This window comes from Flavobacterium sp. 9, from assembly GCF_002754195.1.
Lineage (GTDB): Bacteria > Bacteroidota > Bacteroidia > Flavobacteriales > Flavobacteriaceae > Flavobacterium.
The window spans coordinates 5,124,920-5,151,227 of sequence record NZ_PEEU01000001.1; the positions used below are offsets into that span (position 1 = coordinate 5,124,920).

24 protein-coding genes are annotated in these 26,308 nt (G+C 32.5%); 10 read left to right on the forward strand and 14 right to left on the reverse strand.

Going from position 1 to position 26,308, the window contains the following annotated elements:
* Positions 1-21 precede the first annotated feature (21 nt).
* The 5 genes from CLU81_RS21415 (at position 22) to CLU81_RS21435 (ending at position 6,159) form a co-directional block, all read left to right on the forward strand.
* Positions 22-2,082, forward strand: a complete 2,061-nt coding sequence (locus CLU81_RS21415) for a S9 family peptidase (RefSeq protein ID WP_099711670.1) — start codon at positions 22-24, stop codon at positions 2,080-2,082.
* A 70-nt stretch (positions 2,083-2,152) separates the two neighbouring features.
* Positions 2,153-3,193: a PLP-dependent cysteine synthase family protein gene (locus tag CLU81_RS21420; protein ID WP_099712826.1), complete on the forward strand. Its 1,041-nt coding sequence runs from the start codon at positions 2,153-2,155 to the stop codon at positions 3,191-3,193.
* A 337-nt stretch (positions 3,194-3,530) separates the two neighbouring features.
* The gene (locus tag CLU81_RS21425; RefSeq protein ID WP_099711671.1) at positions 3,531-4,397 is read left to right on the forward strand and encodes a LamG domain-containing protein; all 867 of its coding nucleotides are present in this window, start codon (positions 3,531-3,533) and stop codon (positions 4,395-4,397) included.
* Positions 4,398-4,807: 410 nt separating this feature from the next.
* Positions 4,808-5,722, forward strand: a complete 915-nt coding sequence (locus CLU81_RS21430; protein WP_099711672.1) for a LamG domain-containing protein — start codon at positions 4,808-4,810, stop codon at positions 5,720-5,722.
* 209 nt (positions 5,723-5,931) lie between these two features.
* Entirely contained in the window at positions 5,932-6,159 is a 228-nt protein-coding gene (locus tag CLU81_RS21435) for a hypothetical protein (RefSeq protein ID WP_144444537.1), read from the forward strand.
* On the opposite strand, the gene CLU81_RS21440 is transcribed toward CLU81_RS21435, so the two are convergent.
* The 3 genes from CLU81_RS21440 to CLU81_RS21450 form a co-directional block, all read right to left on the reverse strand.
* Complete coding sequence (locus tag CLU81_RS21440) at positions 6,156-6,923, reverse strand: hypothetical protein (protein ID WP_099711674.1); 768 nt, start codon at positions 6,921-6,923, stop codon at positions 6,156-6,158. The two genes, CLU81_RS21435 and CLU81_RS21440, sit on opposite strands and share 4 nt — an antisense overlap.
* A gap of 62 nt (positions 6,924-6,985) precedes the next feature.
* Positions 6,986-7,240 carry a hypothetical protein gene (locus CLU81_RS21445; protein WP_099711675.1) on the reverse strand — a complete coding sequence of 85 codons (255 nt, stop codon included), beginning with the start codon at positions 7,238-7,240 and terminating at the stop codon, positions 6,986-6,988.
* Between the two features lie 138 nt (positions 7,241-7,378).
* A complete protein-coding gene (locus CLU81_RS21450) occupies positions 7,379-7,579 on the reverse strand; it encodes a hypothetical protein (protein WP_099711676.1) in 201 nt (66 codons plus the stop codon).
* A 425-nt stretch (positions 7,580-8,004) separates the two neighbouring features.
* Here CLU81_RS21450 and CLU81_RS21455 point away from each other — a divergent pair, with 425 nt between their 5' ends.
* Positions 8,005-8,754 carry a hypothetical protein gene (locus CLU81_RS21455; protein WP_099711677.1) on the forward strand — a complete coding sequence of 250 codons (750 nt, stop codon included), beginning with the start codon at positions 8,005-8,007 and terminating at the stop codon, positions 8,752-8,754.
* A gap of 92 nt (positions 8,755-8,846) precedes the next feature.
* On the opposite strand, the gene CLU81_RS21460 is transcribed toward CLU81_RS21455, so the two are convergent.
* The 3 genes from CLU81_RS21460 to gcvT all read right to left on the reverse strand — a co-directional run bounded on the left by CLU81_RS21460 (position 8,847) and on the right by gcvT (position 13,267).
* Positions 8,847-9,560 carry a YebC/PmpR family DNA-binding transcriptional regulator gene (locus tag CLU81_RS21460; protein WP_007811539.1) on the reverse strand — a complete coding sequence of 238 codons (714 nt, stop codon included), beginning with the start codon at positions 9,558-9,560 and terminating at the stop codon, positions 8,847-8,849.
* Between the two features lie 337 nt (positions 9,561-9,897).
* Complete coding sequence (locus tag CLU81_RS21465; RefSeq protein ID WP_099711678.1) at positions 9,898-11,928, reverse strand: S41 family peptidase; 2,031 nt, start codon at positions 11,926-11,928, stop codon at positions 9,898-9,900.
* Positions 11,929-12,184: 256 nt separating this feature from the next.
* Positions 12,185-13,267 carry a glycine cleavage system aminomethyltransferase GcvT gene (gene gcvT, locus CLU81_RS21470; RefSeq protein ID WP_099711679.1) on the reverse strand — a complete coding sequence of 361 codons (1,083 nt, stop codon included), beginning with the start codon at positions 13,265-13,267 and terminating at the stop codon, positions 12,185-12,187.
* A gap of 543 nt (positions 13,268-13,810) precedes the next feature.
* On the opposite strand from gcvT, the gene CLU81_RS21475 reads away from it, so the two are divergent.
* The 3 genes from CLU81_RS21475 to CLU81_RS21485 all read left to right on the forward strand — a co-directional run bounded on the left by CLU81_RS21475 (position 13,811) and on the right by CLU81_RS21485 (position 16,151).
* Positions 13,811-14,665 carry an NAD(P)H-hydrate dehydratase gene (locus CLU81_RS21475; protein WP_099711680.1) on the forward strand — a complete coding sequence of 285 codons (855 nt, stop codon included), beginning with the start codon at positions 13,811-13,813 and terminating at the stop codon, positions 14,663-14,665.
* Between the two features lie 330 nt (positions 14,666-14,995).
* Positions 14,996-15,778, forward strand: coding sequence for a HipA family kinase (locus CLU81_RS21480; RefSeq protein WP_099711681.1), 783 nt, complete (start codon positions 14,996-14,998; stop codon positions 15,776-15,778).
* Positions 15,768-16,151, forward strand: coding sequence for a DUF3037 domain-containing protein (locus tag CLU81_RS21485; RefSeq protein WP_099711682.1), 384 nt, complete (start codon positions 15,768-15,770; stop codon positions 16,149-16,151). Before CLU81_RS21480 ends, CLU81_RS21485 begins: the two co-directional genes overlap by 11 nt.
* Positions 16,152-16,455: 304 nt before the next feature.
* Here CLU81_RS21485 and CLU81_RS21490 read toward each other — a convergent pair whose 3' ends face one another.
* Entirely contained in the window at positions 16,456-17,568 is a 1,113-nt protein-coding gene (locus CLU81_RS21490; RefSeq protein WP_099711683.1) for a polysaccharide lyase family 1 protein, read from the reverse strand.
* Positions 17,569-17,782: 214 nt separating this feature from the next.
* On the opposite strand from CLU81_RS21490, the gene CLU81_RS21495 reads away from it, so the two are divergent.
* On the forward strand, positions 17,783-18,352 hold the full coding sequence (locus tag CLU81_RS21495; RefSeq protein WP_099711684.1) for a Crp/Fnr family transcriptional regulator: 570 nt from the start codon (positions 17,783-17,785) through the stop codon (positions 18,350-18,352).
* Between the two features lie 130 nt (positions 18,353-18,482).
* Here CLU81_RS21495 and CLU81_RS21500 read toward each other — a convergent pair whose 3' ends face one another.
* The 7 genes from CLU81_RS21500 to CLU81_RS21535 all read right to left on the reverse strand — a co-directional run bounded on the left by CLU81_RS21500 (position 18,483) and on the right by CLU81_RS21535 (position 26,294).
* Positions 18,483-19,181, reverse strand: a complete 699-nt coding sequence (locus CLU81_RS21500) for a hypothetical protein (RefSeq protein ID WP_099711685.1) — start codon at positions 19,179-19,181, stop codon at positions 18,483-18,485.
* Positions 19,182-19,217: 36 nt separating this feature from the next.
* Positions 19,218-19,766 (reverse strand): HutD family protein, encoded by a 549-nt coding sequence (locus CLU81_RS21505; RefSeq protein WP_099711686.1) that lies wholly within the window; start codon positions 19,764-19,766, stop codon positions 19,218-19,220.
* A gap of 52 nt (positions 19,767-19,818) precedes the next feature.
* A complete protein-coding gene (locus CLU81_RS21510) occupies positions 19,819-20,325 on the reverse strand; it encodes a GNAT family N-acetyltransferase (protein WP_099711687.1) in 507 nt (168 codons plus the stop codon).
* 131 nt (positions 20,326-20,456) lie between these two features.
* Positions 20,457-21,284, reverse strand: coding sequence for an ATP/GTP-binding protein (locus CLU81_RS21515; RefSeq protein WP_099711688.1), 828 nt, complete (start codon positions 21,282-21,284; stop codon positions 20,457-20,459).
* Between the two features lie 365 nt (positions 21,285-21,649).
* Positions 21,650-24,166, reverse strand: coding sequence for an FAD-binding protein (locus tag CLU81_RS21525; RefSeq protein ID WP_199174585.1), 2,517 nt, complete (start codon positions 24,164-24,166; stop codon positions 21,650-21,652).
* Between the two features lie 20 nt (positions 24,167-24,186).
* Positions 24,187-25,128, reverse strand: a complete 942-nt coding sequence (locus tag CLU81_RS21530) for a class I SAM-dependent methyltransferase (protein ID WP_144444538.1) — start codon at positions 25,126-25,128, stop codon at positions 24,187-24,189.
* Positions 25,129-25,244: 116 nt separating this feature from the next.
* A complete protein-coding gene (locus CLU81_RS21535; RefSeq protein ID WP_099711692.1) occupies positions 25,245-26,294 on the reverse strand; it encodes a serine hydrolase in 1,050 nt (349 codons plus the stop codon).
* Positions 26,295-26,308 lie beyond the last annotated feature (14 nt).

Below are 26,308 nucleotides of genomic sequence, written 5' to 3' on the forward strand. Positions count from 1 at the left end.
TTACAAACCAATGCTTAATCAATGCAAAACGATATAATGGCTCCAAAGGCCAAAGAAATTCCTAAAACACTAAAAAAACATAAAGAAGCCCGAATAGATAATTATTTTTGGCTTAACGATCGCGAAAATCCTGAGGTTATCGATTATTTAAATCAGGAAAATGCGTACTACCAAAGCATGACAACGCATACAAAAAATCTTCAGGGAGATTTGTATGAAGAAATGAAAGGCAGAATCAAAGAAGACGATTCGTCTGTTCCTTATTTTTATAATGGATATTTCTATATCACCCGTTTCGAAACAGGAAAAGATTATCCAATTTTCGCCAGAAAAAAAGGAAGCCTTTCGGCAGAAGAAGAAATTATGTTCAACTGTAATGAATTGTCAGTGGGACACGCTTATTTTAAATTAGGCGGTTTGAGTATAAGTCCAGATAACAAATTTGCCAGTTTTGGTGTTGATATTGTTGGAAGAAGAATTTATACCATTCAGTTTAAAAACTTAGAAACAGGAGAAATTCTGTCAGATAAAATCGAAAATGCTACAGGCGCATCTGTTTGGGCAAACGATAATAAAACGGTTTTTTATACCAAACAAGACGAAGTTACTTTAAGAGCTGATAAAATTTTCAAGCATAAATTAAACACAGATTCAGTAAATGATGTTTTGGTTTTTGATGAAACCGATGATACTTTTAATGTTTCTGTAGGGAAAGAAAAATCCAGAAAATATATTGTTATTAGTTCAGGAAGTACTTTGACGACTGAATATAGAATTTTGAACTCAGATAATCCTGATGGAGAATTCGAAGTGTTTCAGAAACGTGTTCGTGGTTTAGAATATAGTATTTCGCATTTTGAAGATTCGTTTTATGTCTTGACTAATAAAGATAAGGCGACTAACTTTAAGTTGATGAAAACGCCTGAGAATAAAACAGGAAAGAAAAATTGGGTAGATCTTATTCCGCATCGTGAAGATGTTTTGTTAGAAGATATCGAAATCTTTAAAAACTATTTAGTTGTTGAAGAACGCTCAAACGGATTAAATCATATTCGTATAATGCCGTGGAATGGTGAACCTGACTATTATCTTCCGTTTGGCAGCGAAACTTACAATGCTTTTACGACTTCGAATATTGATTTTGATACAGATGTTTTACGTTATAGTTATCAATCTCTTGCAACGCCATCGTCTGTAATTGATTTTAATATGAAAACTAAAACCAAAGAAATCTTAAAGGAACAACAGGTTTTAGGTGGTAAATTTGATAAAGAAAATTACGTCGAAGAACGCGTTTGGGCAACAGCGAGAGATGGAGTAAAAGTGCCGATTTCGATGATTTATCGCAAAGGATTGAATAAAGATGGTAAAAATCCGTTATTGCTTTACGCATATGGTTCATACGGAATCACAATGGATACTTATTTTTCATCAACAAGACTTTCATTGTTAGACCGCGGATTTGTTTATGCAATTGCCCATATTCGAGGAGGAGAAGATTTAGGAAGACAATGGTATGAAGACGGAAAACTGTTAAAAAAGAAAAATACCTTTACAGATTTCATCGATTGCTCTAAATTTGTAATTAACGAAAAATATACTTCTTCGAAACATTTGTATGCAGAAGGAGGATCAGCAGGAGGACTTTTAATGGGAGTTATCATAAATGAAGCTCCTGAATTATACAACGGAGTTATCGCTCAGGTGCCTTTTGTTGATGTTATTACAACAATGTTAGACGATAGCATTCCGTTGACAACTGGAGAATACGACGAATGGGGAAACCCAAACAAGAAAGAATATTATGATTATATGTTATCGTATTCACCTTACGATAACGTAAAAGCGCAAAATTATCCAAATATGTATGTATCAACCGGATTGCACGATTCGCAGGTACAATATTGGGAGCCAGCCAAATGGGTAGCCAAATTGAGAAATGTAAAAACAAATAATAATCTTTTGTTTTTAGATACCAATATGGATGCTGGACATGGTGGAGCTTCAGGACGTTTTGAGGCTTTAAAAGACTTAGCAAAAGAATTTAGTTTTTTATTAGATTTAGAAAAAATTAAAAGCTAATTAGAAATTTTTTGTTAAATTTGCAACCTATCAAGGTTATTTTAAAATGCCTTTGATTAACTATTTTTTTATGAAAGAAGAAATAAACGCTTATAATAATGTTTTAGAATTAATAGGTAACACCCCACTTATTAAACTAAATAAAATTACCGACGACTTAGAAGGAAATTTCTACGCAAAGGTGGAAGCTTTTAATCCAGGACATTCCTCAAAAGATAGAATAGCGTTATATATTATTGAAGAAGCCGAGAAAAAGGGAATTCTGTCACCGGGAGACACCATTATAGAAACAACATCTGGTAATACAGGTTTTAGTCTGGCAATGGTAAGCATTATTAAAGGTTACAATTGTATTTTGGCAGTAAGTTCAAAATCATCGAAAGACAAGATTGACATGTTGAGAAGTTTGGGAGCAAAGGTATATGTTTGTCCGGCGCACGTTTCTGCAGATGATGAAAGATCATACTATAACGTAGCCAAACGTTTACACGAAGAAACAAAAGGCTCAGTTTATATTAATCAATATTTTAACCAATTAAATATTGATGCACATTATAACACTACCGGTCCTGAAATTTGGGAACAGACAAAAGGACAAATTACACACCTTGTTGCTTGTAGCGGAACAGGAGGAACTATCTCAGGAACTGCGAAATTCTTAAAAGAGCAAAATCCAAATATTAGAATTTTAGGAGTAGATGCTTTTGGATCAGTATTGAAGAAATACCACGAAACAAAAGAATTCGATAACAAAGAAATTTATCCTTATCGTATAGAAGGTTTGGGTAAAAACCTGATACCATCGGCTACGGATTTTGATATTATAGATAAATTCATGAAAGTAACCGATGAAGAAAGTGCTCACTCAGCAAGAGAGATCACCAGAAAAGAAGGTTTATTTGTTGGATATACTTCTGGAGCTGTAATGCAAGCGATCAGACAATATGCAGAAGAAGGAGAGTTTACAAAAGATAGTAATATTATTGCAATCTTCCCTGATCACGGATCACGCTATATGAGTAAAGTATTTAGCGATGATTGGATGAATGAACAAGGATTCTTTGATAGTATCAATGAAGAAGAAGTTCAAAAAATTGAATTCGTAAAGTAGTAAATAAATTACTTTAAAAATATAGAACTCCATTTGTTTCGGCAAATGGAGTTTTTTTTGTAAAAATGTTTTTACAAAAAAGAGGTCTAAATTGTGTTTTATTGCTACAAAATTTTATTTTTATGAGAATACTGTATTTAAATTTAAATAACGTTTGTTAAGTTGAATAAAATTTATAGTTTTAACAAATTTTACAATTGTATAAGTAAATTTAATCGAAAATTTTAAAGCATCAATTTTGATTATTTGAGTTCGTTGCTGAATAAATCTCGACTAGATATATTATAATAGTATTATTAAATAAACGCCGTTTTAAATGCCTCTAAAATCTGTCAATATGAATAAATTATTACTGACATTAATGTTTGTAAGTTTCTTTAATGTGAATGCTCAAAATCCCGTTCAGCAATTTGATTTCGACGGAAACACAAGTAATAGCGATAAAACAATTTCTTTTTTAGGATCTTCGACTTTTGCTAATGACAGAAATGGAGTTGCTAACGGCGCCATCCGACTTACAAATAAGTTTTTGCAGACGGTTGTTGGCGACCTTCCACAGGATAATAAACCAAGATCAATTTCAGTTTGGGTAAAATTTAATGCAATTGCTACAGTAAATTATATTTTTGGTTATGGAAGTCCGGTAAATGGACAATATTTTGGTTTGGTACAACAAGCTACAACTGGATCAACATCTGATTTAAGTTTAGCAGGTTGGGGAACCACTAATAATGTAATAGTTGCAACGCCACTTGCAAAAGGTGTTTGGTATCAATATAGTGTTACTTATGACGGAACCACATCTAAAATATATCGTAATGGTGAATTATTAAAATCATCAGATGCAATTGCACGCTCAACAAAAGGATATATTCTTAAGTTAGGACAAATGAATACTGCACTTGGTATTAATGCTGATATAGACGATCTTAAAATTTATAATGTTGCAATGACAGACGAGCAGGTTATGGAATCTTATACCAGTTCGAAGCCATCAGAGGTTGCGGCTGAAAAGGTTGCAACAGTAAAAAAAGGAAATGTAGATACAAAAACAGACCTTAAAAATGCACCTGAAGGTAATGTTGTTGCAAAAAAGGTTGAGGTTTTCTCACAAGGAAAGAAAATAATCAGAAACAATACTACTAATATTAGTGACTTACCGGAAGGCACTTATTTGTTGAAAATAACAAATGGGCAAAACTAAGAATTGCCATTTATAAGAAACTAATAATAAATATTGCTTTCTAAAATATATAGCTCCATTCGTTTCTGCGAATGGAGTTTTTTTTGAAGTATTACTGAACTTCCACAGAATTGGTATGTATTTAATATTCAGATATTTTTGATTTTAAGCGAATGTTAAATTTTCTGATTTAATTGTAAATAACGTATTTATACGTAAGATTATTTGGTTTTGATTGAAGTAATATTATTATTTTAATATTATTAGTGAAAGTATAAATAAATGCAATTAAGCGTTTAAAATCATCAATTTTGGTTATTTAAACGATTATTTAGGTTAGTTATCGAAAAAATTTTCGCTCAAATGCATAATAATATAGTTTAGCAGTGTTAAAATGACACAGAGTTTTTTAATACCCTAAATCTACTATTATGAAAAAATTACTACTCACATTAATGTTTGTAAGTTATTTGAATGTTAATGCACAAAATCCAATTCAGGAGTTTAATTTCAATGGTACTTTAAATAATACCAATAATACAACTTCATTCATGGGAACGAATAATTTCGTGAACGATAGAGCAGGAGTTGTAAAAGGAGCACAACGACTAAGCAATAAAGCGCTTGAAGCTGTAATTGATAATCTTCCTCAGGAAAATAGTGCAAGAACTGTAAGTATCTGGGTTAAGCTAAATGATATTTCGTCAGCGAACTATATTTGGGGATACGGAACGGCTTATAGTGCTCAATATTGCGGTTTATTGCAGCAAGGAACAGCTTCATCAAACTCAGACTTAAGTTTGGCTGGTTGGGGAGCTACAAATGACGTTATTGTTTCGACGCCGCTTGTAAAAGATACTTGGTACAACTATACAATAGCTTACGATGGTAAAGTTTCGAAGATTTATAGAAATGGACAATTGCTTAAATCTGTTAATGGAATCAGTCGTTCTACTAAAGGAAACATCTTTAGATTAGGCGAAATAAATACAACTGTTGGAATTAATGCTGACATAGACGATTTAAAAATATATGATGTTGCGCTTACAGATAGTCAGGTTGCAGAACTTTATGATAGTTCTAAACCTATAGTAAATATTGTAGAGCCAGTGGTTGCTGCAAAAGCTACTACAGTCGGAAAAGGAAAAACGAGCGCAAAGCCTGTGACATCAAATAGCACTATTATTGCTTCGAGTGATGTAAACGCAGTTGCAAAAAATGTTGAGGTTTTCTCACAAGGACAAAAAATAATAGGTAATAATTCGATGAACATAAGTGATTTACCGGAAGGAACTTATTTGCTAAAAATAACAAATGCTCCATCTAAAAAAATCACTTCAAAATAAGGTTAAGGATAATTTTTAAATAGTTAGTTAGTTTTTTATGTTGTTTAGTAGAGTTAAATTTTTTGGAATAGTGAAAAAGACCTTCTAAAGATCCTCCTTTCAGAAGGTTTTTTTGTACTTACTGCTTTTTTTTAATAAAATACAAAACCTGTATTTTATGCACCTTCATTTCTATGATTACTAATGTAGAATTCAAAATAGTAGTTAAGATGAAAATAAATATAGCTACTTGGGATGATCCTGAAGATTTGCAAAATCTGATAGATTCATACAATAAAAGCAATAACCTTGATATTAAGATTGTAGCTTTTGAGAATAAGGATGGTAGTTTTTTCGCAACTATAGAATCTGATAAATTAAGTAAAGAAGACGCCTTTTACCTCGGGAAAACTTATGGAATTATGATAGAAGATTTCAAACCAAAAGGTATTCTTTAATTTTTATAGACTCCGTAAATAAAAACACCTTCCGGGCCATATGATCCGGTAAGACAATAGATAACAGTTAATTTGTCATTTTGAGAAATTTCCAATCTTCTTGAAATATGATTCTCGGCGTAAGCATATAAACAATCGGCCCAGTCTTTTATTTTTAGTTTGTATTTTTCGGTTATTAATTCGAGTTCTAGCTTATTAAACTCGTTATAAGTAGATAATGTTTTTACGTTTTCTTTAAAGATATAGATTTTTTCATTCTGTACTTCTACGTATGAATTGCTATAAACAGAATAATCGTCGGAACTTAGCCAATTATCATAGGAGTCGGTTGCTTCAAACAAATTTAATCCGTCAAAAAAGTCATAAGTAAACTGAATGTCTAAATCATTAACAGCTTTATTATTTTCGATTTTAGAATTAGCAATTAAATAGTTTTTCCAGTCTTTCATTAACTCATATATTTCCTGAGTAGGAATTTCGGCAATACATTTCCAGTAATTATAAGTATCAATGACTTGAGATATTTCTTTTTTACATTCAATAGAATAGACTTCATACCCAAAATCATAATACAGTAATTCTCCAGATAAAACTTTTTCTAATGATTTGACAATTTCTTCTAAATAATCTAATTTTAAATTTAATATTTCAGTAGAAAAATGTTCCCCATAATTCTCTTGATCTTCAATTATTAATAGTGATGTTGACTTATTAAGATTGTCATTTTTATCAAAATAATTATGCTGTTCAAATTTGTATTTCATCTTTTTGTAAATTAAGAAACAAGTAAAGTCCGCGCAAGATTTAACTGTTATAGAAAAAAACGTTACATAAAACTAGATCTGGGATTTGATATATTCTTGTCAACTGCTTCTACTGAACCACCGTGTATTCTCCCTAAATCAAAAACCTGGTTGAAATTGGCATTAGTAAATTCTACAATCGCAAAGTTGACCTCATCACGTATGTATTCTACAAAAACAAAGTCTGTATTATAAGTTGCATTATACCACTTAATAGAATCTCGTAATATTGTTTCGTGGTTTGTGAATATTCTGAGGCGATTTTTTTCTTGTTCCATTTATTTTGTAAAAAAAATATTAGAGAAAGATATTTAAATTAAAGATAAAATTTCAGCTAATGTGCGAAATAGTTTGATTTATATTTAAAATAATAAAAAAGTCTTCTAAAGATTATTCAGAAGACTTTTTTGTGTCTATTACCTTTTCTTTTGTTGTCCCGGAGCATAAGCTTTTGCGCTTTTACTTCCGGACATTTTTTTTGCTTGTCCAGGCGGAATTTTACCAGAATTTCCAGCCGTATGTGTGTGGGTATGTGTACTACAGCCAATTGTGCTAATAGTCACAAACAAAATTGCCATAATAGCAACGGTAAATTTGGTGTACTTAGATGTTTTCATAAAATTGTTTTTTTATAATTTGGAGTACCTCAAATATACTAGTTTATATGATTTTTTGTAATTTTTGCATTTAGTTTAAAACCGTTACAAACAACAAAAGCTCTGAAAATTTCCAGAGCTTTTGTTGTTTGCTTTTAAAGTGTTTCTAGCTAATAACGCTAATCACTATAAATAGAATAACCAGAGCGATTACAGCAAATTTGGTGTATTTAGATGTTTGCATAAGTGTTTTGTTTAAAATTAATTTAGATTTGAGATCGGCAAATATAATAGTTAATTTGATTTATAGCTCTTAAGAAGGTATTAAAATAAGAATAATCGTAAAGAAAATAATAATTTTATTTTCTTCCCAACCTTTTTGATTAAAAAGTACTCTATATAAATAGTAATCATTTCAAAATGATTTTAATGTAAAAAAACAAAGTATGAAAAAGAAATTCACCTTAGAAATAGCAAGTCCTTGTTCTGAAAACTTTGATAAAATGATTCCAAATTCAAAAGGTTCATTTTGTGATTCATGTGCCAAAAATGTGATTGATTTAAGCAGAAAAACAAATTCAGAAATCGCCAAATTTATCGTGGAAAATAAAGATAAAAACATTTGCGCAAGAGTTAAAACAACGCAATTGGAAAACGAATTTGTATACAATGAAACATCTAAATTGAACAATCTTAAATATGCTGCAATCGCTGCTTCGGTTTTACTAACATCAAATGTTGTTGCACAAGAAAAAGAGCCGGTTGCAACCGAGATAAGCGCAGAACCAAGTCATCATCTCGTTGGTAAAATTGCCGTTAACCAATCTGTAAAAAAGGAAATTTCGATAATAGTTAAAGGAAAATTATTAGATTCCAAAACTCATAGACCTTTGGACGAAGTAAGATATCCTGACTTAACGCTTAATATTAATAATGAACCAAATCCCGTTAAAGTAAATCCAAGAACAGGCGAATTTTCTATTCCGGTTATACTTTCAAAAGATGATAAAGTATTGATGATTACTATTACCAGCAATGATTCTCATTTGTCTAAAGTTATATCTTTTGATGCGAAGTCATTAAAAAGAAATGTTTTTCAACAAGATATAATTATCGAAAGTGAAAACATGACTGTAACTAAAGTATATCGATTAGGAGGTATACGTGCCAACTTTGTCGACGAAAAAAAGGAATAACAAAATCCAATTAAACGCAATCAAAAACTCAATCAAAATCAAAAAGCCCTGAAAATTTTTCAGGGCTTTTTGATATTTATAAAAAGAGAATATTATTCTTCTTTCATAGTGTGATAAACGTTCATAACGTCATCATCTTCTTCAATTTTTTCGATTAGTTTTTCAACGTCAGCGATTTGAGCTTCAGTAAGTTCTTTTGTGATTTGAGGAATACGCTCAAAACCAGAAGATAAAATTTCAAGACCTCTGTTTTCTAGTTCTTTTTGCAAAGCACCAAAGCTTCCAAAAGGAGCGTAGATTAAGATTCCGTCTTCGTCTTCGAAAACTTCTTCAGCACCAAAATCAATTAGTTCAAGTTCTAATTCTTCAGGATCAAGATTCCCTTTTGCAATTCTAAAATTACAAGTATGATCAAACATAAACTCAACAGAACCTTGCGTTCCCATTGTTCCGTTACATTTATTAAAGTAGCTGCGAATGTTTGCTACAGTTCTATTATTGTTGTCAGATGCAGTTTCAATTAAAATCGCAATTCCGTGAGGCGCATATCCTTCAAACAAAATTTCTTTATAATTGGCAGTATCTTTATTACTTGCATTTTTTATCGCACGCTCCACATTGTCCTTAGGCATGTTAGCGGCTTTTGCATTTTGTATTACAGCTCTTAATCTAGAATTGGCATCTGGGTTAGGACCACCTTCTTTAACGGCCATAACGATATCTTTACCAATTCGGGTAAATGTTTTAGCCATTGCTGACCAACGTTTCATTTTTCTTCCTTTTCTAAATTCGAACGCTCTTCCCATTACTAATTTTTTATTTTGTGATGCAAAAATACGGTTATTCCTTATTTTTCCAAAATCAATTCTATTCTTTTTTTATTTGTTTTAAGTTTCAGGTTTTCTCTGTTTCAGGTTTCAGGTTTCAAGTTTTGAAATAAGGTGCGTTTGTGTAAATTTAACCGCAAAGCACGCAATGTTTTTTATTTATAATGTGTATAAATGTGCATACAAACGCCAAAGTTCGCAAAGCTATGTCTAAATAAAGCTTTGCGAACTTTGCGTTTACTAACCACAATCCAAAACAAAAATACTTTGCGCGCTTTGCGGTTAATTTTTTATTCTCATTTCAAAACCTGAAACCTTATTTCGAAGCATTAAACTCATTAATAACATTTACAGCTTCATTCAGATATGGATTGGTTTTCAGATTATCGATTTGATATTGATTTATTGTTTTTTCGGTAGGATAAGCGCCTAATAGAAATTGATTTACGGTAGAATTGTAAACATCCAACGGATTATTTTCGTCATTAAAAGTATTGATTTCAGTCCAAAGAGAATTTACGCTTTTCTTTTGTTGAAAAACCGCATCTAATGTCATCGGAATCTCCGCTTTAGGAGTATTTACCAGTTGATCAATTTTCAGATTGATTTTTTTGATGTTATTAAAAAAGTAATTATCTGCCAATCTTGCTGTACTATTTTTAGCCAGTTTATCGATAAGACTTCTCTTTACGTAAGGTCTGTATTTTAAAAATGGCTGAATACTGTCATTTTTAATTGCAGTCGGAAAATCACTTTCTTTTTGATAAACACCTTCGTAGAATTCCGGAAGAATTACATCTGGTTTAACCCCAATATATTGATGGCTTTTGCCTGTAACTCTATAGAATTTGTTGATTGTAATTTTTAAAAAGTCAGTATTTTTACTTTCGTCAAGCGAAAGAATAGTCTGCATTGTAGCTTTTCCAAGAGTATTGCTTCCTAATAATAATGCGCGATTATAATCTTGCAATATCGACGAGAAAAATTCACTTGCCGAGGCAGTATTGCTATTCACCAAAACCACAATTGGACCTTTATAAATCAATCCTTTATACGGATCATTAATCACAGATTTTCCGTCCTTATTATCTATCACAATCGACAGCGGACCATAATCTATAAACATTCCTGCCATTTTTATGGCTTCTTCCATAGATCCGCCACCATTATCGATCAAATCAATTACAAGACCTTTTATGTTATCTCTTTCAAGTTTTATCACTTCACGCGCAACATCATCGGCACAACCTTTCCGACTTGTTCCGTCTAAATCTGCATAAAAACTCGGAATCTTGATATATCCAATTTTACTTTCTTTTCCAACAATAAAACTAAAAACCGAATTTTCTTCGTCTTTCATCACTTGCTTTTCGATATAAACATCAAAGCTTTTACCAGCATTTCGCTTTAGCGTAAGCGTAATACTTTTATTCGATTCAGATAAAATCATCGTCGAAATAGATTCTAATGAAGCACAGGAAACCTGCAAAGTATCTTTTTGATTCGAAATCGAAACGATCTGATCGCCTTTCTTTATTTGTCCCGTTTTGTAAGCAGGACCATTTGGATCAATTTCTTCAACAATAATTTCATTTTTCTCGTTTAGATTTACCGTCATTCCCAGCGACAAATGCTCTTTGGACAATGAAGCGACAAAACTCGTTTTAGAATCATCACTAAAATAAGCCGTATGCGGATCAAAATAAGTACAGAAAAAATTGTAGAAATTCTCTTCTTGTTTCAGTTTAGTTTCCAGAAGCGTATTAATTCTGCAGATTTCATTCGTCAGAATCATTTTTCTCGCAGTAAGTTCAATTGATTTAAAATTGGCTTTAATCGAATCCAGATTCTCACTCGTTTCAGAGATTTCATCCAGAATTTGATAGCGAAGTTTTTTAAGCCAAACCTTCTCTAAATCTTCTTTTTTGAGATAAAACGGAAATGACTTTTTATAAAATCTAATCGTATCTTTCTTAGAATAATCAATTGGTCCCGCCTGAATTTTTTCTAAAACAGCTTTAGTTCTCAGAAGACCATTTTTGTATTTAGCCGTAATATCAGCCAGAAAACTACAATCGTCGCTTAAGATCAAATCGTCTAAATTCAGTCGGTATTTATCCGCCATTTCGTCGTATTCACTCTTGTAGAAAATGTTTCGTGAAGGATCCAGACCATTGATAAGATTATCAAAAACATAAATAGATAAACTATCGTCAACAGGTTTCGGTCTGATATGTTCTGCCTGAATAAGAGCGTTTATTTTGTTTACTAGTTCGCACGTTTCAGCGCTATTTTGACTAAATAGAACAGTAGTAGTCAACAAAAATACCAGCCAAATTTTTTTCATAAATAGAACATCTATCGTTTAGACTAAAGTTACACTTAATTTTTCAGAAAAGGTTACATATTTTCTAAAATTTCTTACAGCAAAGCAATTTATTTTAACATATTCAAATTAAGTTTTTAAAATATAAAGCCAGATAAAAAGCCACGAATTCACGAATTATTGCTTATCATACATTTACAATAATTCGTGAATTCATGGCAAAAAAAATGCGTTACTTTTTGAGTAACGCATTCTTAAAATTATATAGAGTTAAAAACTATTTCTTGTAAAAAGGTAATTTAACCACTTTTGCAGCAACATCATTTTTTCTAATTCTGATAAAGATATCACTGTCAACAGCACTATTATTTACCGTAACATATCCCAAACCAATACCTTTATTCATAGAAGGCGACATAGTTCCAGAAGTTACAACGCCAATTACTTCGCCAGAAGCATCAACAATTTCATAATCGTGTCTTGGCACCGCACGCTCTTGCATTTCAAAAGCAACTAATTTTTTAGTCACACCAACTTCTTTTTGTTTCTTCAAACTCTCAGAATTGGTAAAATCTTTAGTAAACTTAGTAATCCATCCCAATCCGGCTTCAAGCGGAGAAGTAGTATCATTAATATCATTTCCGTACAAACAGAAACCCATTTCTAAACGTAAAGTATCACGCGCAGCCAAACCAATAGGTTTAATTCCGAAAGCAGCACCAGCTTCAAAAACCTTGTTCCAAACTTGTTCAGCCTCGCTGTTTTTGCAATAAATCTCAAAACCTCCAGAACCAGTATATCCTGTAGCCGAGATAATTACATTTTCGATTCCTGCAAAATCACCAACTTCAAAATGATAATAAGGTATTGCAGCCAAATCGATAGACGATAAAGCTTGCATTGCTTCAACAGCTTTTGGTCCTTGAATTGCCAATAACGAATAATCATCCGAAAGGTTTTTCATATCAACACCCAAATCATTGTGCGAAGAAATCCAGTTCCAGTCTTTATCAATATTCGAAGCATTTACAACCAGTAAATACTCCTCATCTTTCATTTTATAAACAATCAAATCATCCACGATTCCGCCTTCATTGTTAGGCAAGCAAGAATATTGCGCTCTTCCAATAGTTAAAGTCGATGCATCATTTGAAGTCACCTTCTGAATCAAAGCCAAAGCATTTGGTCCAGTCAACAAAAATTCTCCCATATGCGAAACGTCAAAGACCCCCACACTGTTTCGAACCGTCTCATGTTCAGCATTTACCCCCTCGTATGTAATAGGCATATTGTAACCGGCAAAAGGTAGCATTTTCGCTCCCAAACCCTCGTGTATGTGCGTAAGCGCAGTATTTTTCATTGTGTTGTTTTAAAAAATTGTGTCGCAAATTTATTCAAAAAATATCAAAATGAAGCACACTAAATTATAAATTTCGTAAAGATTAGGAGCTATTTCCTGCTTTCCGTTACAAGTCCTCATAAAAAAAGCAAAGTTTCTAAAGTTCCAAAAAGAGCTTCCGTTGGTCGCTTTTTTAGAACAAGAAACTTTTGCTTTTTTTACTCCGGGCTTTTCAATTCAATCAGGACTAGGACATTCAGGCAATAAGAAACACTCTCTTCATCAATTTTTTATGTAACTTTAATAATCCAAATTTTTATCATTAAAATAAATCCAAAACATAGAAGATTCCATTAATTAAAAATCAGTTTTTATCCACGTCTTTGCGAAGTAAATCTGTTTCATCAGCGTCATATAATCACCTCAATCTAAACACAAAACATAAAAGAATCCATTAATTAAAAATCAGTTTTTATCCGCGCCTTTACGAAGTAAATCCGTTTCATCCGCGTCATAAACAACACCAATACAAAAAATCATCAATACAATAGATAAAAAAGCCCAATGAAAGATCCATTTCTAATCACAAAAGAAGACATTCTAAAATTCTACAAGCCCGTAAATCCTCACACACATAAAGGACTTCAAGGGCACGCAGTGATTATTGCCGGAAGTTACGGCAAAATTGGAGCAGCAGTTTTAGCCTCAAAATCTTGCTTAAAATCAGGCTGCGGACTCGTAACAACTTTTACACCAAAATGCGGTTATCAAATCCTTCAAATCTCAATTCCCGAAGTCATGGTTGTAACCGATGAAAACGCCAATTTTATCACCAATATTCACTTTCCCATACAACCACAAGCAATCGGAATCGGTCCCGGAATAGGGCAGGAGCTAGGAACACAAAAAGCATTATTCGAATTTTTAAGAATCAACAACACACCATTAGTTCTCGATGCCGATGCCTTGAATATCTTAGGCCAAAACCAATCTTGGCTAGAATTAGTTCCCGAAAACACAATCTTAACACCACATCCAAAAGAACTGGAACGTCTAATAGGAAAGTGGAATTCAGAATCAGAAAAGTTCCAAAAAACAATCGCCTTTTCAGAAAAATACAAAGTCATTATCGTCATGAAAGGCGCGCCAACCTACATCATCAATAAAGCCGAAATCTACGAAAACACCACCGGAAATGCTGGATTAGCAACAGCAGGAAGCGGCGACACCCTAACCGGAATCATCACAAGTTTACTTGCCCAAGGTTACGAATCCAAATATGCTGCAAAATTAGGCGTCTTCCTCCACGGATCAACCGCCGATATCGCTTTGGCAAAAACAGGATATCAATCGTTTATAGCCTCAGATATTATTGAGAATCTCGGGAAAGCTTTTATGGAGATCGAGAAAGTTTCTTGAGTTTTATGTTTCAAGTTTATTGGAATGTAATTTAACCGCAAAGTTCGCAAAGGGATACGCAAAGGTTCGCAAAGTTTTTACACAAAGCTTTGCGAACTTTGTGTTTTTGTAAAATTCTCAATAAATAAAATCTTTGCGAACTTTGCGGTTAAAGAAAAAATCTAAAATCAAAACCCGCATTAATCCGTGTCTTCGCTTTAGCGAATCCGTTTCATCCGCGTACTTATTACACGCCAAAAAAGCTTAAGAAATATATATTATTCTTCGCGCTCTTTGCGTAAAACTTTGCGAACTTTGCGGTTAAATAAACAAAATCGTAAGTTTGTATATATGAAAAACAATTTCGATCTAAGAACCGTAAATGTCACCCGTTACATCACACCTTTGCGTGAAGGCGGTTCCTTACCCGCTTTGGCAGAAGCCGATGACGATTTTAAATACGTCCTGAAATTCAAAGGAGCCGGTCATGGCGTAAAAGCCCTAATCGCCGAATTAGTTGGCGGACGAATTGCCAAAGCTTTAAAATTACAACTACCGGAATTGGTATTCGCCAATCTCGACGAAGCCTTCGGAAGAAGCGAAGGAGACGAAGAAATTCAGGATTTACTGCAAGGAAGTCAGGGATTAAATCTGGCACTTCATTTTTTGTCCGGCGCAATAACATTCGATCCGGTTGTAACAACAGTTGACGCCAAATTAGCATCGCAAATTGTTTGGCTTGACGCTTATATTACCAATGTAGATCGTACGTTTAGAAACACCAATATGTTGATTTGGCACAAAGAATTATGGCTGATTGATCATGGCGCATGTTTGTATTTTCATCATTCCTGGAACAATTGGGAACAACATGCCAAAAGTCCGTTTGCATTGATAAAAGACCACGTTTTATTGCCACAAGCCACACTTTTGAAAGAAGTTGATGCCGAATATAAAGCGCTTTTAACACCGGAAATTCTGGTAGATATTGTAAATACAATTCCGGAAGAATGGCTGCAATGGGAAGACACTGATGACACACCCGAAGCTTTGAGAAACGTATACTTACAGTTTCTACAAACGAGATTAAACAATTCAGAAATCTTTGTAAATCAAGCCCAAAATGCAAGATAGTCACTTATATGAGTATGCCGTAATTCGCGTAGTACCCAGAGTGGAGCGCGAAGAATTCCTAAATATCGGAATCATTTTGTTTTGCAAAAAAGCCAAATTTATAAAAGTATTACACCACATAAACGATGCAAAAATCGAAGCTTTATCAAATGATTTTGATATCGAACAATTGCATTGTAATATAACCGCATTAGAAAAAATCGCAAACGGAGCCAAAGATGGCGGTCCAATTGGCGAAATGGAGATTCCCGAACGTTTCCGTTGGTTAACAGCCATTAGAAGCTCAGCAATTCAGACTTCAAGACCACATTCAGGATTATCTCAGGATTTAGAAAAAACGATTCAACGTTTATTCGAAGAATTAGTGCTTTAGAGGAAGGTTCTGAGGTTCTAAGTTACAAAGGTTCTAAGGTTTTTTTGTAGAGGCGCACAGCTTTAAGGGAGGTGCAAAGGCACAAAGGTTTTGCGTAGAGGCGCACAGCAGTGCGTCTCACCTAATAATTTAAAAATCTCGCAAAGTCGCCAAGTCGCAAAGTTTTATTTTTCTTGGCGACTCCGCGACTTTGCGAGATTAAAAAAGACCATATAAGTAATTCAAGAAATCATAAGCCACCAGACTTAAATTAACTTAAATAACTTATATGGTTTAAATAAAAAAAAAACTAACTCAATTTTTATTAAAACGATCCACAGGTATTTCCTGTAAATGTTGCACCGGCACCTCCGGTAACATCAGCTTTAACAGCCGATGCAGCAAGAGTTATAATAGAATAGGGCGGAGTAAAAGCAGTATTGCTTCCTGCAGTATTTCCGGTAGTATTTGTAAATACGTTTCCAACTGCTGTAACGGCAGTATAACCAGTCATTAAATCTATTGGGGTTTTAACACCTTCAAATACGTTGTTTTCTACGCGAAGACTAGCTTCAAAACCTGCCGCAATACATTTGTTACTCACAGTACTATTAAAGTAATTGTTGATCAAATGTACTTTTCCAAAACGAACTGTAGGCATTCTTTCTTTACAACCTTGCGCCCACCAACAACGAGCAAAAGTAATTCTCAATTTTCCACGATCGGCAGTTGCACCATCGCTTGAACCAATTAAATTTGAATATCTGTGATCGTCAGAACCTCCTGGACCTCCAGCTTTAGGCGCTTTCAAATAACCAAATTTGCAATAAGAAACCGTTACATAATCTGATTTGTTTTTGATGTCAAAGTTTCCGTCAACACCATCTCTAAATTCGCAGTGATCAACCCAAACGTTTTGGCAATCGTCCAGAATTGCATTGTCCCAACCATCAGTATCGTACGCGCCGGGACCTTCGAAAATTAAATTTCTGATGATTAAATTCGTACATCTTTTGATGTTGATAATACCCGAACCATCTTTAGTTTGGTTCGTAGAAACTAATTTTGCTCCGCTTGCGCCATAAATGGTTTTCCCACTTTGGTCTTGCAATGATAATCTTGTTGTAACGGTAATTGTACCGGTTACTTTAATCACTTTTACCGCACTGTTTTCAATAGCCGATTTAAGTAGTGCGTAAGTGTTTACAACAGTTTCTGCCGAAGTTCCACCGCCGGTTGTACTTCCATTTTGAGAAGCCCAACCCGGAACCTGAGCACAGTTTCCAACTTTTGCAGCTAAATCAGTTTGAGGAGTTACAGGAGTTTCGATAATTGCAGTTTTACTATTTTCAATAGTTGCAGTTTCGTCGGTATTACAAGCTGTAAAACCGAAAATTAGTGTTAGTAAAAACACTGAAATTGTAGATTTGGATTTCATAATATTAAGTTTGGTTACATAAAGTTAAGAGTGCAAATCTGCTTATAATTAGAATGAAAAAAGTTGAACAAGTTCAATGTTTTGAAAATATTTTACTATTAATTGTGTTTTTAACACCAATTAATTTACAAAAACTATATTTTTGCGCAATCGATTACATTATTTTTGATTCATTCACCTACTTACGCCCCTGAGTAAGAATAAAATAAAAAACATGTACAAAGCCCTAAGATTAAATATTGAACGTAAAATACCACTAACAGACGAAGAATGGAAACTAGTTGTTGAGAAAACGGAGTTTATAAAACTCAAAAAGAACGAGTTTCTTCAGATTCAGAATTCTAATAGTTCCTATGAAGGATTTATTCTGAAAGGAGCTTTTAAAACCTACATTTTGAATGATAATGGTAACGAAAGTGTTATTTTTTTCTCCTTCGAAAATGAATGGATGTGCGATCTCGAAAGTTTCTATCATCAAAAGCCAACAACCTACAATATCAAGGCAATTGAAGACAGCGAAATTTTAGTGATTAGGAAAGCCAATAAAGCGCTCTTGTTTGAGCAAGTACCAAAACTGATTCAGTTTCACATTCTTATGGTCGAAAAAGCCAATATTGCGATTCAGCAAAGACTTTTAGATGTGTTAAACAAAACTTCGAAGCAAAGATATCTGGAGTTCATGGAGAGATATTCGCAAAAAGCAGATAAAATCAACAACAGAAATTTATCGTCTTACCTTGGAGTTTCACACGAGTTTTTGTCAAAGATTAAGAGGAGGTGCTGAGTGGAAAAGATGCTGAGGATCTGAGTTGCTAAGGTTCTAAGGTTTTTCGTAGAGGCGCACAGCAGTGCGTCTTGGCTATGATTAAAAAAACTTTTTATCTTTTTGCTTTCGTGGCAAAATGTTAATTCGATTAACGAGTGTATCTTTTTAAAATATGATCTTCTTCAGAATCCGTTTTTATAACTATTTCTTTTTGTGTTACAGTATCAATTTTCACACAATTTCGTAAACCTCCATCATTCGTGCATGACAAATTATTAAAATCTGTAATAAGTTTTTCAGTCTTGTTTTTTAGATCTAATAATCTAAGTTCTTGATTAGCCTCATGAAGGTTTTCAATATAGAGCAGCACTTTTTGGTCTTCTTTTAAGTCAACTATAACTCCTTCTTTTAGCGATATGCCATTTACCTTTTTTATTAATTGCATTTCATCAGGATTTCCAGAACCATACGATTGTACAAAAAGAAAGGAATCTCCAAAATCAGCCCCAATATATCCAAGGTTTTTATGAAGCATTGGATAGCTGCTTTCACTAAGTGTTTTTATGTCACGATTTCCTTTGACCAAAGTTAAACTTTGCAAAGAATCACCTTCAACACTGTCTTTATAAACACGATAAGATAAATGATAACCATTTTTTAAAATTGTATCAAAATCATAAGGTTCTATTTCTGATTTAACCAGTTTCGAAATATTTTCAGGTTCAGTAGTTTTTTTGTTTTCAGATTCAGTCACTTTAATTGGCGTGACATTTTTAATTTCTTTCTTGTGATTGGTACAGGAAAAAAGAATAAATAGTACAAAACCTAAAATTGTATTTCTTTTCATTTACTTAATATTTTAGTAAGCCCGTATTTAATTTGATTAAAAATCCAATATTCCAATGAGACATTCATTAGAAAAGTGAAGGATTATATTTTCCTTTTCTGGATTTTCAATGACTAATAAATCATAAGGTTCCAGATCGTACGGTTGCTCATTAATTTTAATAACGGTTGTATCCAAAGAAAATAGAATTATTATTTCAGCATTAAAATCCTGATTACTATTTGTTAATATCAGTTTGTGATGGCGTATTTTTTCAGAAACCATCCAATTGAAATCATTACCTTTTGTATAAGAAGTCACTTCATCATCCGAATTAAATTCCATGATTTCATATTTCTCATACATCTTTTCTTCATTGTTTATCTTAACATGTAAGCTATTATCAAGCATAACCAAGTATCGATAATAACCTTTGAATTTGGTAAACTTAGAAGGCACTTCCTCTATTGTAGCACTGCTTATTCTGAATTCAAAATCTCTATCGGCATAGTTTGCTGTTTCGGGATATATCATATATTCATATGTCAATCCGCCACTCCAAATTGAAGCTTTATAATCTTTTTTAGGAAAAAGGCTTATGTTCATTTTTTTATTTTTAATAAGAAATCAAAAGTAAAATGGATTATTTTCTAAACGCTTAAATTTTCTTCTCAAAATAAATAAACTCCAAAGGTTTTTCAGAAATCGTAACGTGAATCTCACTTTCAGGAAAAGCTTCTCTTTTGCCTGTATCAACATAACCGTGACGTTTGTACCAAGCAATAAGTTCCTCACGAACCGAAATTACCGTCATAATAATACTAGACAATCCTATAGATTTAGCATGATTTTCGGCTTCAGCCAACATCTTTTTACCAATTCCGCTATTTTGTAATTCAGGAGAAACGGTTAACATTCCTAAATATAATTGATGTTCTTTCTCGACCAATAAAACCGATCCAATAATCTGATTATCTTCAGTATATTTTAGAATAGTATTTTTAGGATCAAGAATCGTTTCTGTCAATTCTTCTTCGTTTGTTCTTTTTCCTTCTAATAAATTGGCTTCGGTCGTCCAGCCTTTTTTAGAAGTTTCACCTCTGTAAGCTGAATTAATCAATATGTTTAATGCGGGAATGTCTTGTAGTGTTGCTTTTGTAATCATGGGTAATATATTCTTGAGAGTGATTTTTCAAAGATAAAAAAAGCTACAAAATTATAGTTGTAGCTTTTGGTTTATAATAAGTGGTTTCTAAAATAGATAATTAAAAGGAAAGGTAAACTTTTATAAATGTTTTATCTAAGTGAATATGCTGTTATGGTTTTTTTGAAAAGAGAAGGGACATATACTATTTTTTTCTCATTGTCAAGTCCTATATCCGCTGAGTAATATTCCTCTTTTCTGGTATCCGAAAGAATTTCTTTTGAGCCATCTTTATTTACATGATAAACAACTCCAGTCCAGCAACTCACAATAAACTCATTGTCTGCTATCTGCTCAATTCCATCTGTATTTTCCTCCATGCCTTCTGCCAAAAGTTGTTTATTCTTTTTATCATCCATTTTGTATAATGACCCATTGTCTAAAAAATACAAATTATTATCGATAAATTTTAGACCATTAGGCTTGTTTAGGTTTTCTAAATAAACAGTTGCAATATTATTTTCTAATTTGAAAATTTTACCAACTTTTGGATCAGATACATAAACAACTCCTTTTTTATCAATAGTTACATCGTTTAATATTTTGGAATCATCAATGATTATCTTTTTTAGTATTTTTTGTTGTTTGATATCTATAATTACAATTTCCGTAAGGTCGGCTACAAATAATTTATTCTTGAATTTCGCCATTCCTTTTGGGGCATTTAAACCTGTTATCCAATTTAAATTAATGATTTTTCCATCAGTAGATAATTTTCCTATGCTTCCTTTTCCGTCACGTTCAGCCGGAGAACCATCCATTAAAGAAGTGTATAAAATCTGATCTGTTTTATCATATAGTACTGATTCAGGAACTGGCAGAATAGTATCTGTTACCCAAATTCTAGTTAGAGAATGTTGAGCAATACCTGAAAAACTTAAAATAAAAAGTAATAAAAAATAAATAATATTTTTCTTCATTAGGATTAGTTTTGAGGTTGTTTTTTCTATATTTAGAGAATGGCTTTAGCCAAAATCGTTTAATTATTTTCTTGCTTTTCGATTTAGTAAATAAGAATAAGTAAAATGAGTTAACAAAACTAGTGCTATTCCAATATTCCAATAAATTTTAAAGTAAGCAAATGCATTATAAAAGCAATATAAAGAATCTTTAGGTTCATCATCAACTTGAAAATAAATAGGAAAGACAATTAAAAAAAGTGATAGAAATATTGATAGAATTATGAGACGACCATATTTGATTTTAAAATGATCAACCAAGCCATAACATAACATTTGAATGATTAATATTACCAGAAAAAACTTCTCCATAGTTTTAAATCATTTTAATAATCATAAACGTGTTCGATCGTAACTCTTTCGTTTCTTGCTTTCTTAATAAAAGGCAATAATTTATTGACAGGCAAAAAGTAAACATTTCTTTTTAATTTATCATTAGTAACAATTTTTGATTGATATAATAATTTTGTGTCTGCCAGATTTATATCTTTCGAATTGTCCATTATTGTAGAAACTGCAATTTCGTCATTCCCGGAAATTTCATAAATTTTTACATCCTGATTCGAAAGTTTAATCATTTCAGTTGTAAAAGTTCCCCATCGCGTCACGGCAATAATCATTTTGTCGTCTCCTTTTTTAATGATTTTCAAGTCTTTACTTTCTTTAATAGTTTCAGTATTAGAAACTATTAAATAAATAACATTTGAAGGAGTTTCGTATGTCGATTGCGCTGCCCATTGAATAAGTTGCGAATAAAAAGCTTTAAACGAAAATTCAAAAGTAAATAATACTGTTCTTTCCCATTTTCTTAAAGTACTGCAATTCGAATTATCAGAGACAGTCCACACTTTTTTAATCCAATCTAAAAAATTAAATTCATACCACGCAGTTTGGTATATAAAATCGCTGTAAGCGCTTTGAGCTTCGATTATTGTTTCTTCTTGTTTTGATATTTGTTCTTCGGTAAATAACGAAAAGAAACGTCCAATCGTGTTTTCATAAATGATTTTTGCTCCGTATTCCATTGTCATACTTGCGCCAATGACTTGCAGCATTGTTTTATATTCACTGTTTTCGGGATAAGCTTCTGAAGTTAATTTCAGCGAACGATCATAAAGTTTCCAATATTCATCAATTGATTTATAGAATGGAAAATCAGATGGGTTTTTACCGCTTTTTAGATAATCAGCATATTCCTTCGGGTTATAAACTAAATACCATTCCGGAACCGTGAGAATTGTTTGTTCTTCGGCTCTGAAATATTCTTTTATCTTCTTTTTTTCACGCGTCAAATTATTTTGCGCATAAGGATTATACTTGTCCAGTAACTTGTTTGTAAAGCGCTGATCAGGATCGAGTTTGTTTTTTATTTCGAAATATTTAGCACTATTTGGATATCCTTTTTGAAACTGTTCAATAGTTGCATGAGGCTGATAGGGAAGATACCACGTTCCGTTTTCGCTCAAAATAGCGTCAGTCATTTCAAGAGTCCATTTCTTGACATCGTCTTTTGCTTCCTGATTTGTTCCTTGTTTGTAATAAATCACAAAAGCAAAAACCTCTTTGTTTGCCCACGAAAGATAACTTTCATGATCCGGCAAAGCATGTCTTAGTGAAACATTGATGACATTTACTTTGTTATTTTGAAAAATAGCACTCATTTTCGGGATAAATGACTTTATATTTTCAACCGGAATAAAGTATTCTTGCAAGACATAAGTTTCTTTTTCGCGAGAAGCAGGTTCTAATTCCTTAACATCATAACTTGCTTCCTTATTTCTCCAGCGTACTATTTCGGGAAAATAAAACAAAGGATCAATCGTATATTCGCGAATCCATTTTCCGGAATTTCCCCAGGAAACCATTCCCGAAACTCTTGATTCCAACAAATAATTTTCATCTTCGGGTATTAATCGTTCTGTATCAGTTAATGGTTTTGTGGTTTTTTCCCATGAAATACTCATTATTTTATCGTATTTCGGCGGATATAAATTACCATTTTGAAAAACAACATTGGTATTATTCCGAATGTTTTTGTCAAAATAAGCTTTATAATCTTCGATGTCCATTACCTGATGAAATCGTTCTACTTTTTCATTATCAACCAATTTTAAAGTAGCTTCGGCAATAACACCAATTCCTCCATAACCGCCAATTGCAGCATTAAAAACCTCTTGATTTACTTCTCGATTGGCAATTATAATATCACCATTTGCCGTAATTATTTTTAATTCTAAAACCGACGAAATAATTGGACCATGACCAATATATCTTCCGTGACAATTTACTGATATAGCGCCGCCAACGGTAAAATTAGAATAGGTTTGCATTATTTTTATAGACAAATTCAGCGGATCGATCACTTTTTGAATGTCTCTCCAGCGAATTCCCGCTTGTACCGTAATTTCTTTTTTGGTGGTGTCAATCTTTACAATTTTATTGAAAGATCTCATATCGATATGCAAACTGTTTTCAAAAGCAGTTTGTCCGCCCATACTGTATTTTCCTCCGCCTATAGAAATTGGTCCTGTCGTATTTTTTATGGCATCGATAATTTCATTTTCCGTTTTTGGTCTGATAATTTTATTCGCCTGAATAGGATTTATTTGTGTAATATCATTCAGCGTTTTGTTCTCAATAACGGTATTGAATTTTGAATCTCCCGAAAATTCAATCAGCAGGAAAATGTATAAAACGAATAAAATAAAACCATAGAATGGAATCGATCTGCGCTTTTTTCTATTAATAAACCGAATGGCTTTTTTAATCCCAGACCAAATCAGTTTTATTATTTTTAGCAAATAAGTAATTATAAGTCGAATAAAGCGGTAGATTTTCTTCATAAAAATGTGTCGAAAAATAATTAGATTTTTGTGAAAACCATTAAAGCATTTTTGGTAGGATCTCCTTTTTGATACAATGTTTTTTTTGTGAATTTGAATCCAATTTTTTCGACAAAATCACTAATAAAGTCTAAAGAATAAAAGTTTCTAACCTCTTTGGCATTGTATTCCCAAGTTTCATTTACGCCCAAATTAAAAACGTCGTGAGCAAGTGCCACTAAGACTTTTTGATCTTCGGTATCGCAATTATGATCTCTTAAAATAAGTTTTCCGCCAACTCGCATTGTATCTCTGATAGACGAAATGTATTGCGTTCGCAAATCTATTGGACAATGATGAAAACCAATATATACAGTTACAAGATCTAAACTATTGTGCGGTACATGATCTGCAAATTTGGTTTCGTAATTGGTAAACTGAATATATTCTGCGCCAACGGCAATTTGACCGCGCTCGACCATTTCGGTAAAGGAATATTTTGGTTTTCGTCCATCAGCATAATATCTTTTTCCTTTAATGGAAATACTTTCTTCCAGATAATCCAAATATCTGCCCGAAGAACCAATTTCTAAATAGCCATTATAAGAAGTTCCTTCGCCAAGTAAAGCGACGGTTTCTATAGACATTTCATTTTTTTGATGCATCAAAGCAGGAAGTTGATATCGAACGCTTGATAAAATGGGCGTAATGTCGTCTAGTTTTGATTGTGTTGCAATATAAATTTCTTTGTCTGTAGTTTTTGAAATCGTATTGTCGTAAATTAATTTATGGAATTCAGTTTCCGGATATAAATTAAATACGTTTTTCAGAAACAAAAAGAACTGATTTTTAAGCTTAGAATTGGTGTAGATATATTTGAAATTACTTCTGATTAACGAAGTTGAATTAAGTATTATATTCGGAAACAATTGTGCTGAGGTAACAAAGAGTAATGTTGTTTTAATGAAATTCCTTCTTATCATAATTGTTTTTAATATAAGTAATATAATTCTTTCTTTTTCTGGCAAATATAGACTTTAATTCAAAGGTTAATTATTTTTATTTGAATTCATATTGACTAAACAAATTAATTTCATCATTAATCCAATAATCCGCTATTCAGCACTATTTTTCGAATTTCAGATTCAAAATAATAAGCGATATCTAAATTGTCAAAAGCTTGGTTTTCGAGAATAATAATACTTGTCTGGGTTTTTGGATAATATAAATTTACCGATGTAAATCCTTGATCAGGAACAATTCCGGTATGACCAAATTCTTTAATTTTTGATTCATCGTTGATTCGGATTCCATATCCATAACCAATTTCTTTATCGCCAAATACCGAATGTTGGTTTGTGATCGTATAAGTAGTCATTCGGCCATAAGTTCCCACGTTCAAAAGTTTACCGTTATGCAACAAATTATTCCAAATAGCTAAATCTTCAACTGTGCTCACAAGTCCTGCAGCAGGAATTCTCTCTTTAGGAACAATAACACCTTTTATTTCTTTGGTTGTATTGTCTTTAGAAAAATGGCGACCGTTTACAACTTCATCTTTGTTAGAGTCATTCGGAAAAAAACTATCTCTCATATAGTTCTTCTTGAACAATTCGGTTACAACAGATTCGTATGTTTTGTTGGTTACCCTTTCGATAATTTGAGCTAATAAAATATAATTCAAATCAGAGTATTTAAATTGACTTCCGACAGGAAAAATCGTTGGTTTATCAAGATCAACAATTCCCGAAGTGTGATTTAACAAGTTCTCGACAGTTACAGTACTTGTCCAGGGTTGTTTTAGGTTTGGCAAATATTTTTTTATAGGAGTAATTAAAACTATTTTTCCTTTTTCGACTTCCTGAAGAATTAGAACAGCGGTAATTTGCTTGCTATTAGATAAAATAACAAAAGGATCATCTAATTTAAGAGGTGTTTTTTTTGCAAAATCAGAATAGCCATATGCTTTAGAATATTTGATTTTTCCTTTTTGAGAAACTAAGATTGTTCCGTTAAAAGGTCGAACCGAATTTGTTTTAATCAAGCTGTCTATTTTGGCACTATAATTATCTTTTTGAGCAAAAATAGTTTGATTCGATACAAAAAATAGGAGTAAGGCAATAGGAAGAAAAGGTAACTTGTTTTTCATTTTTTGTAAAAGTG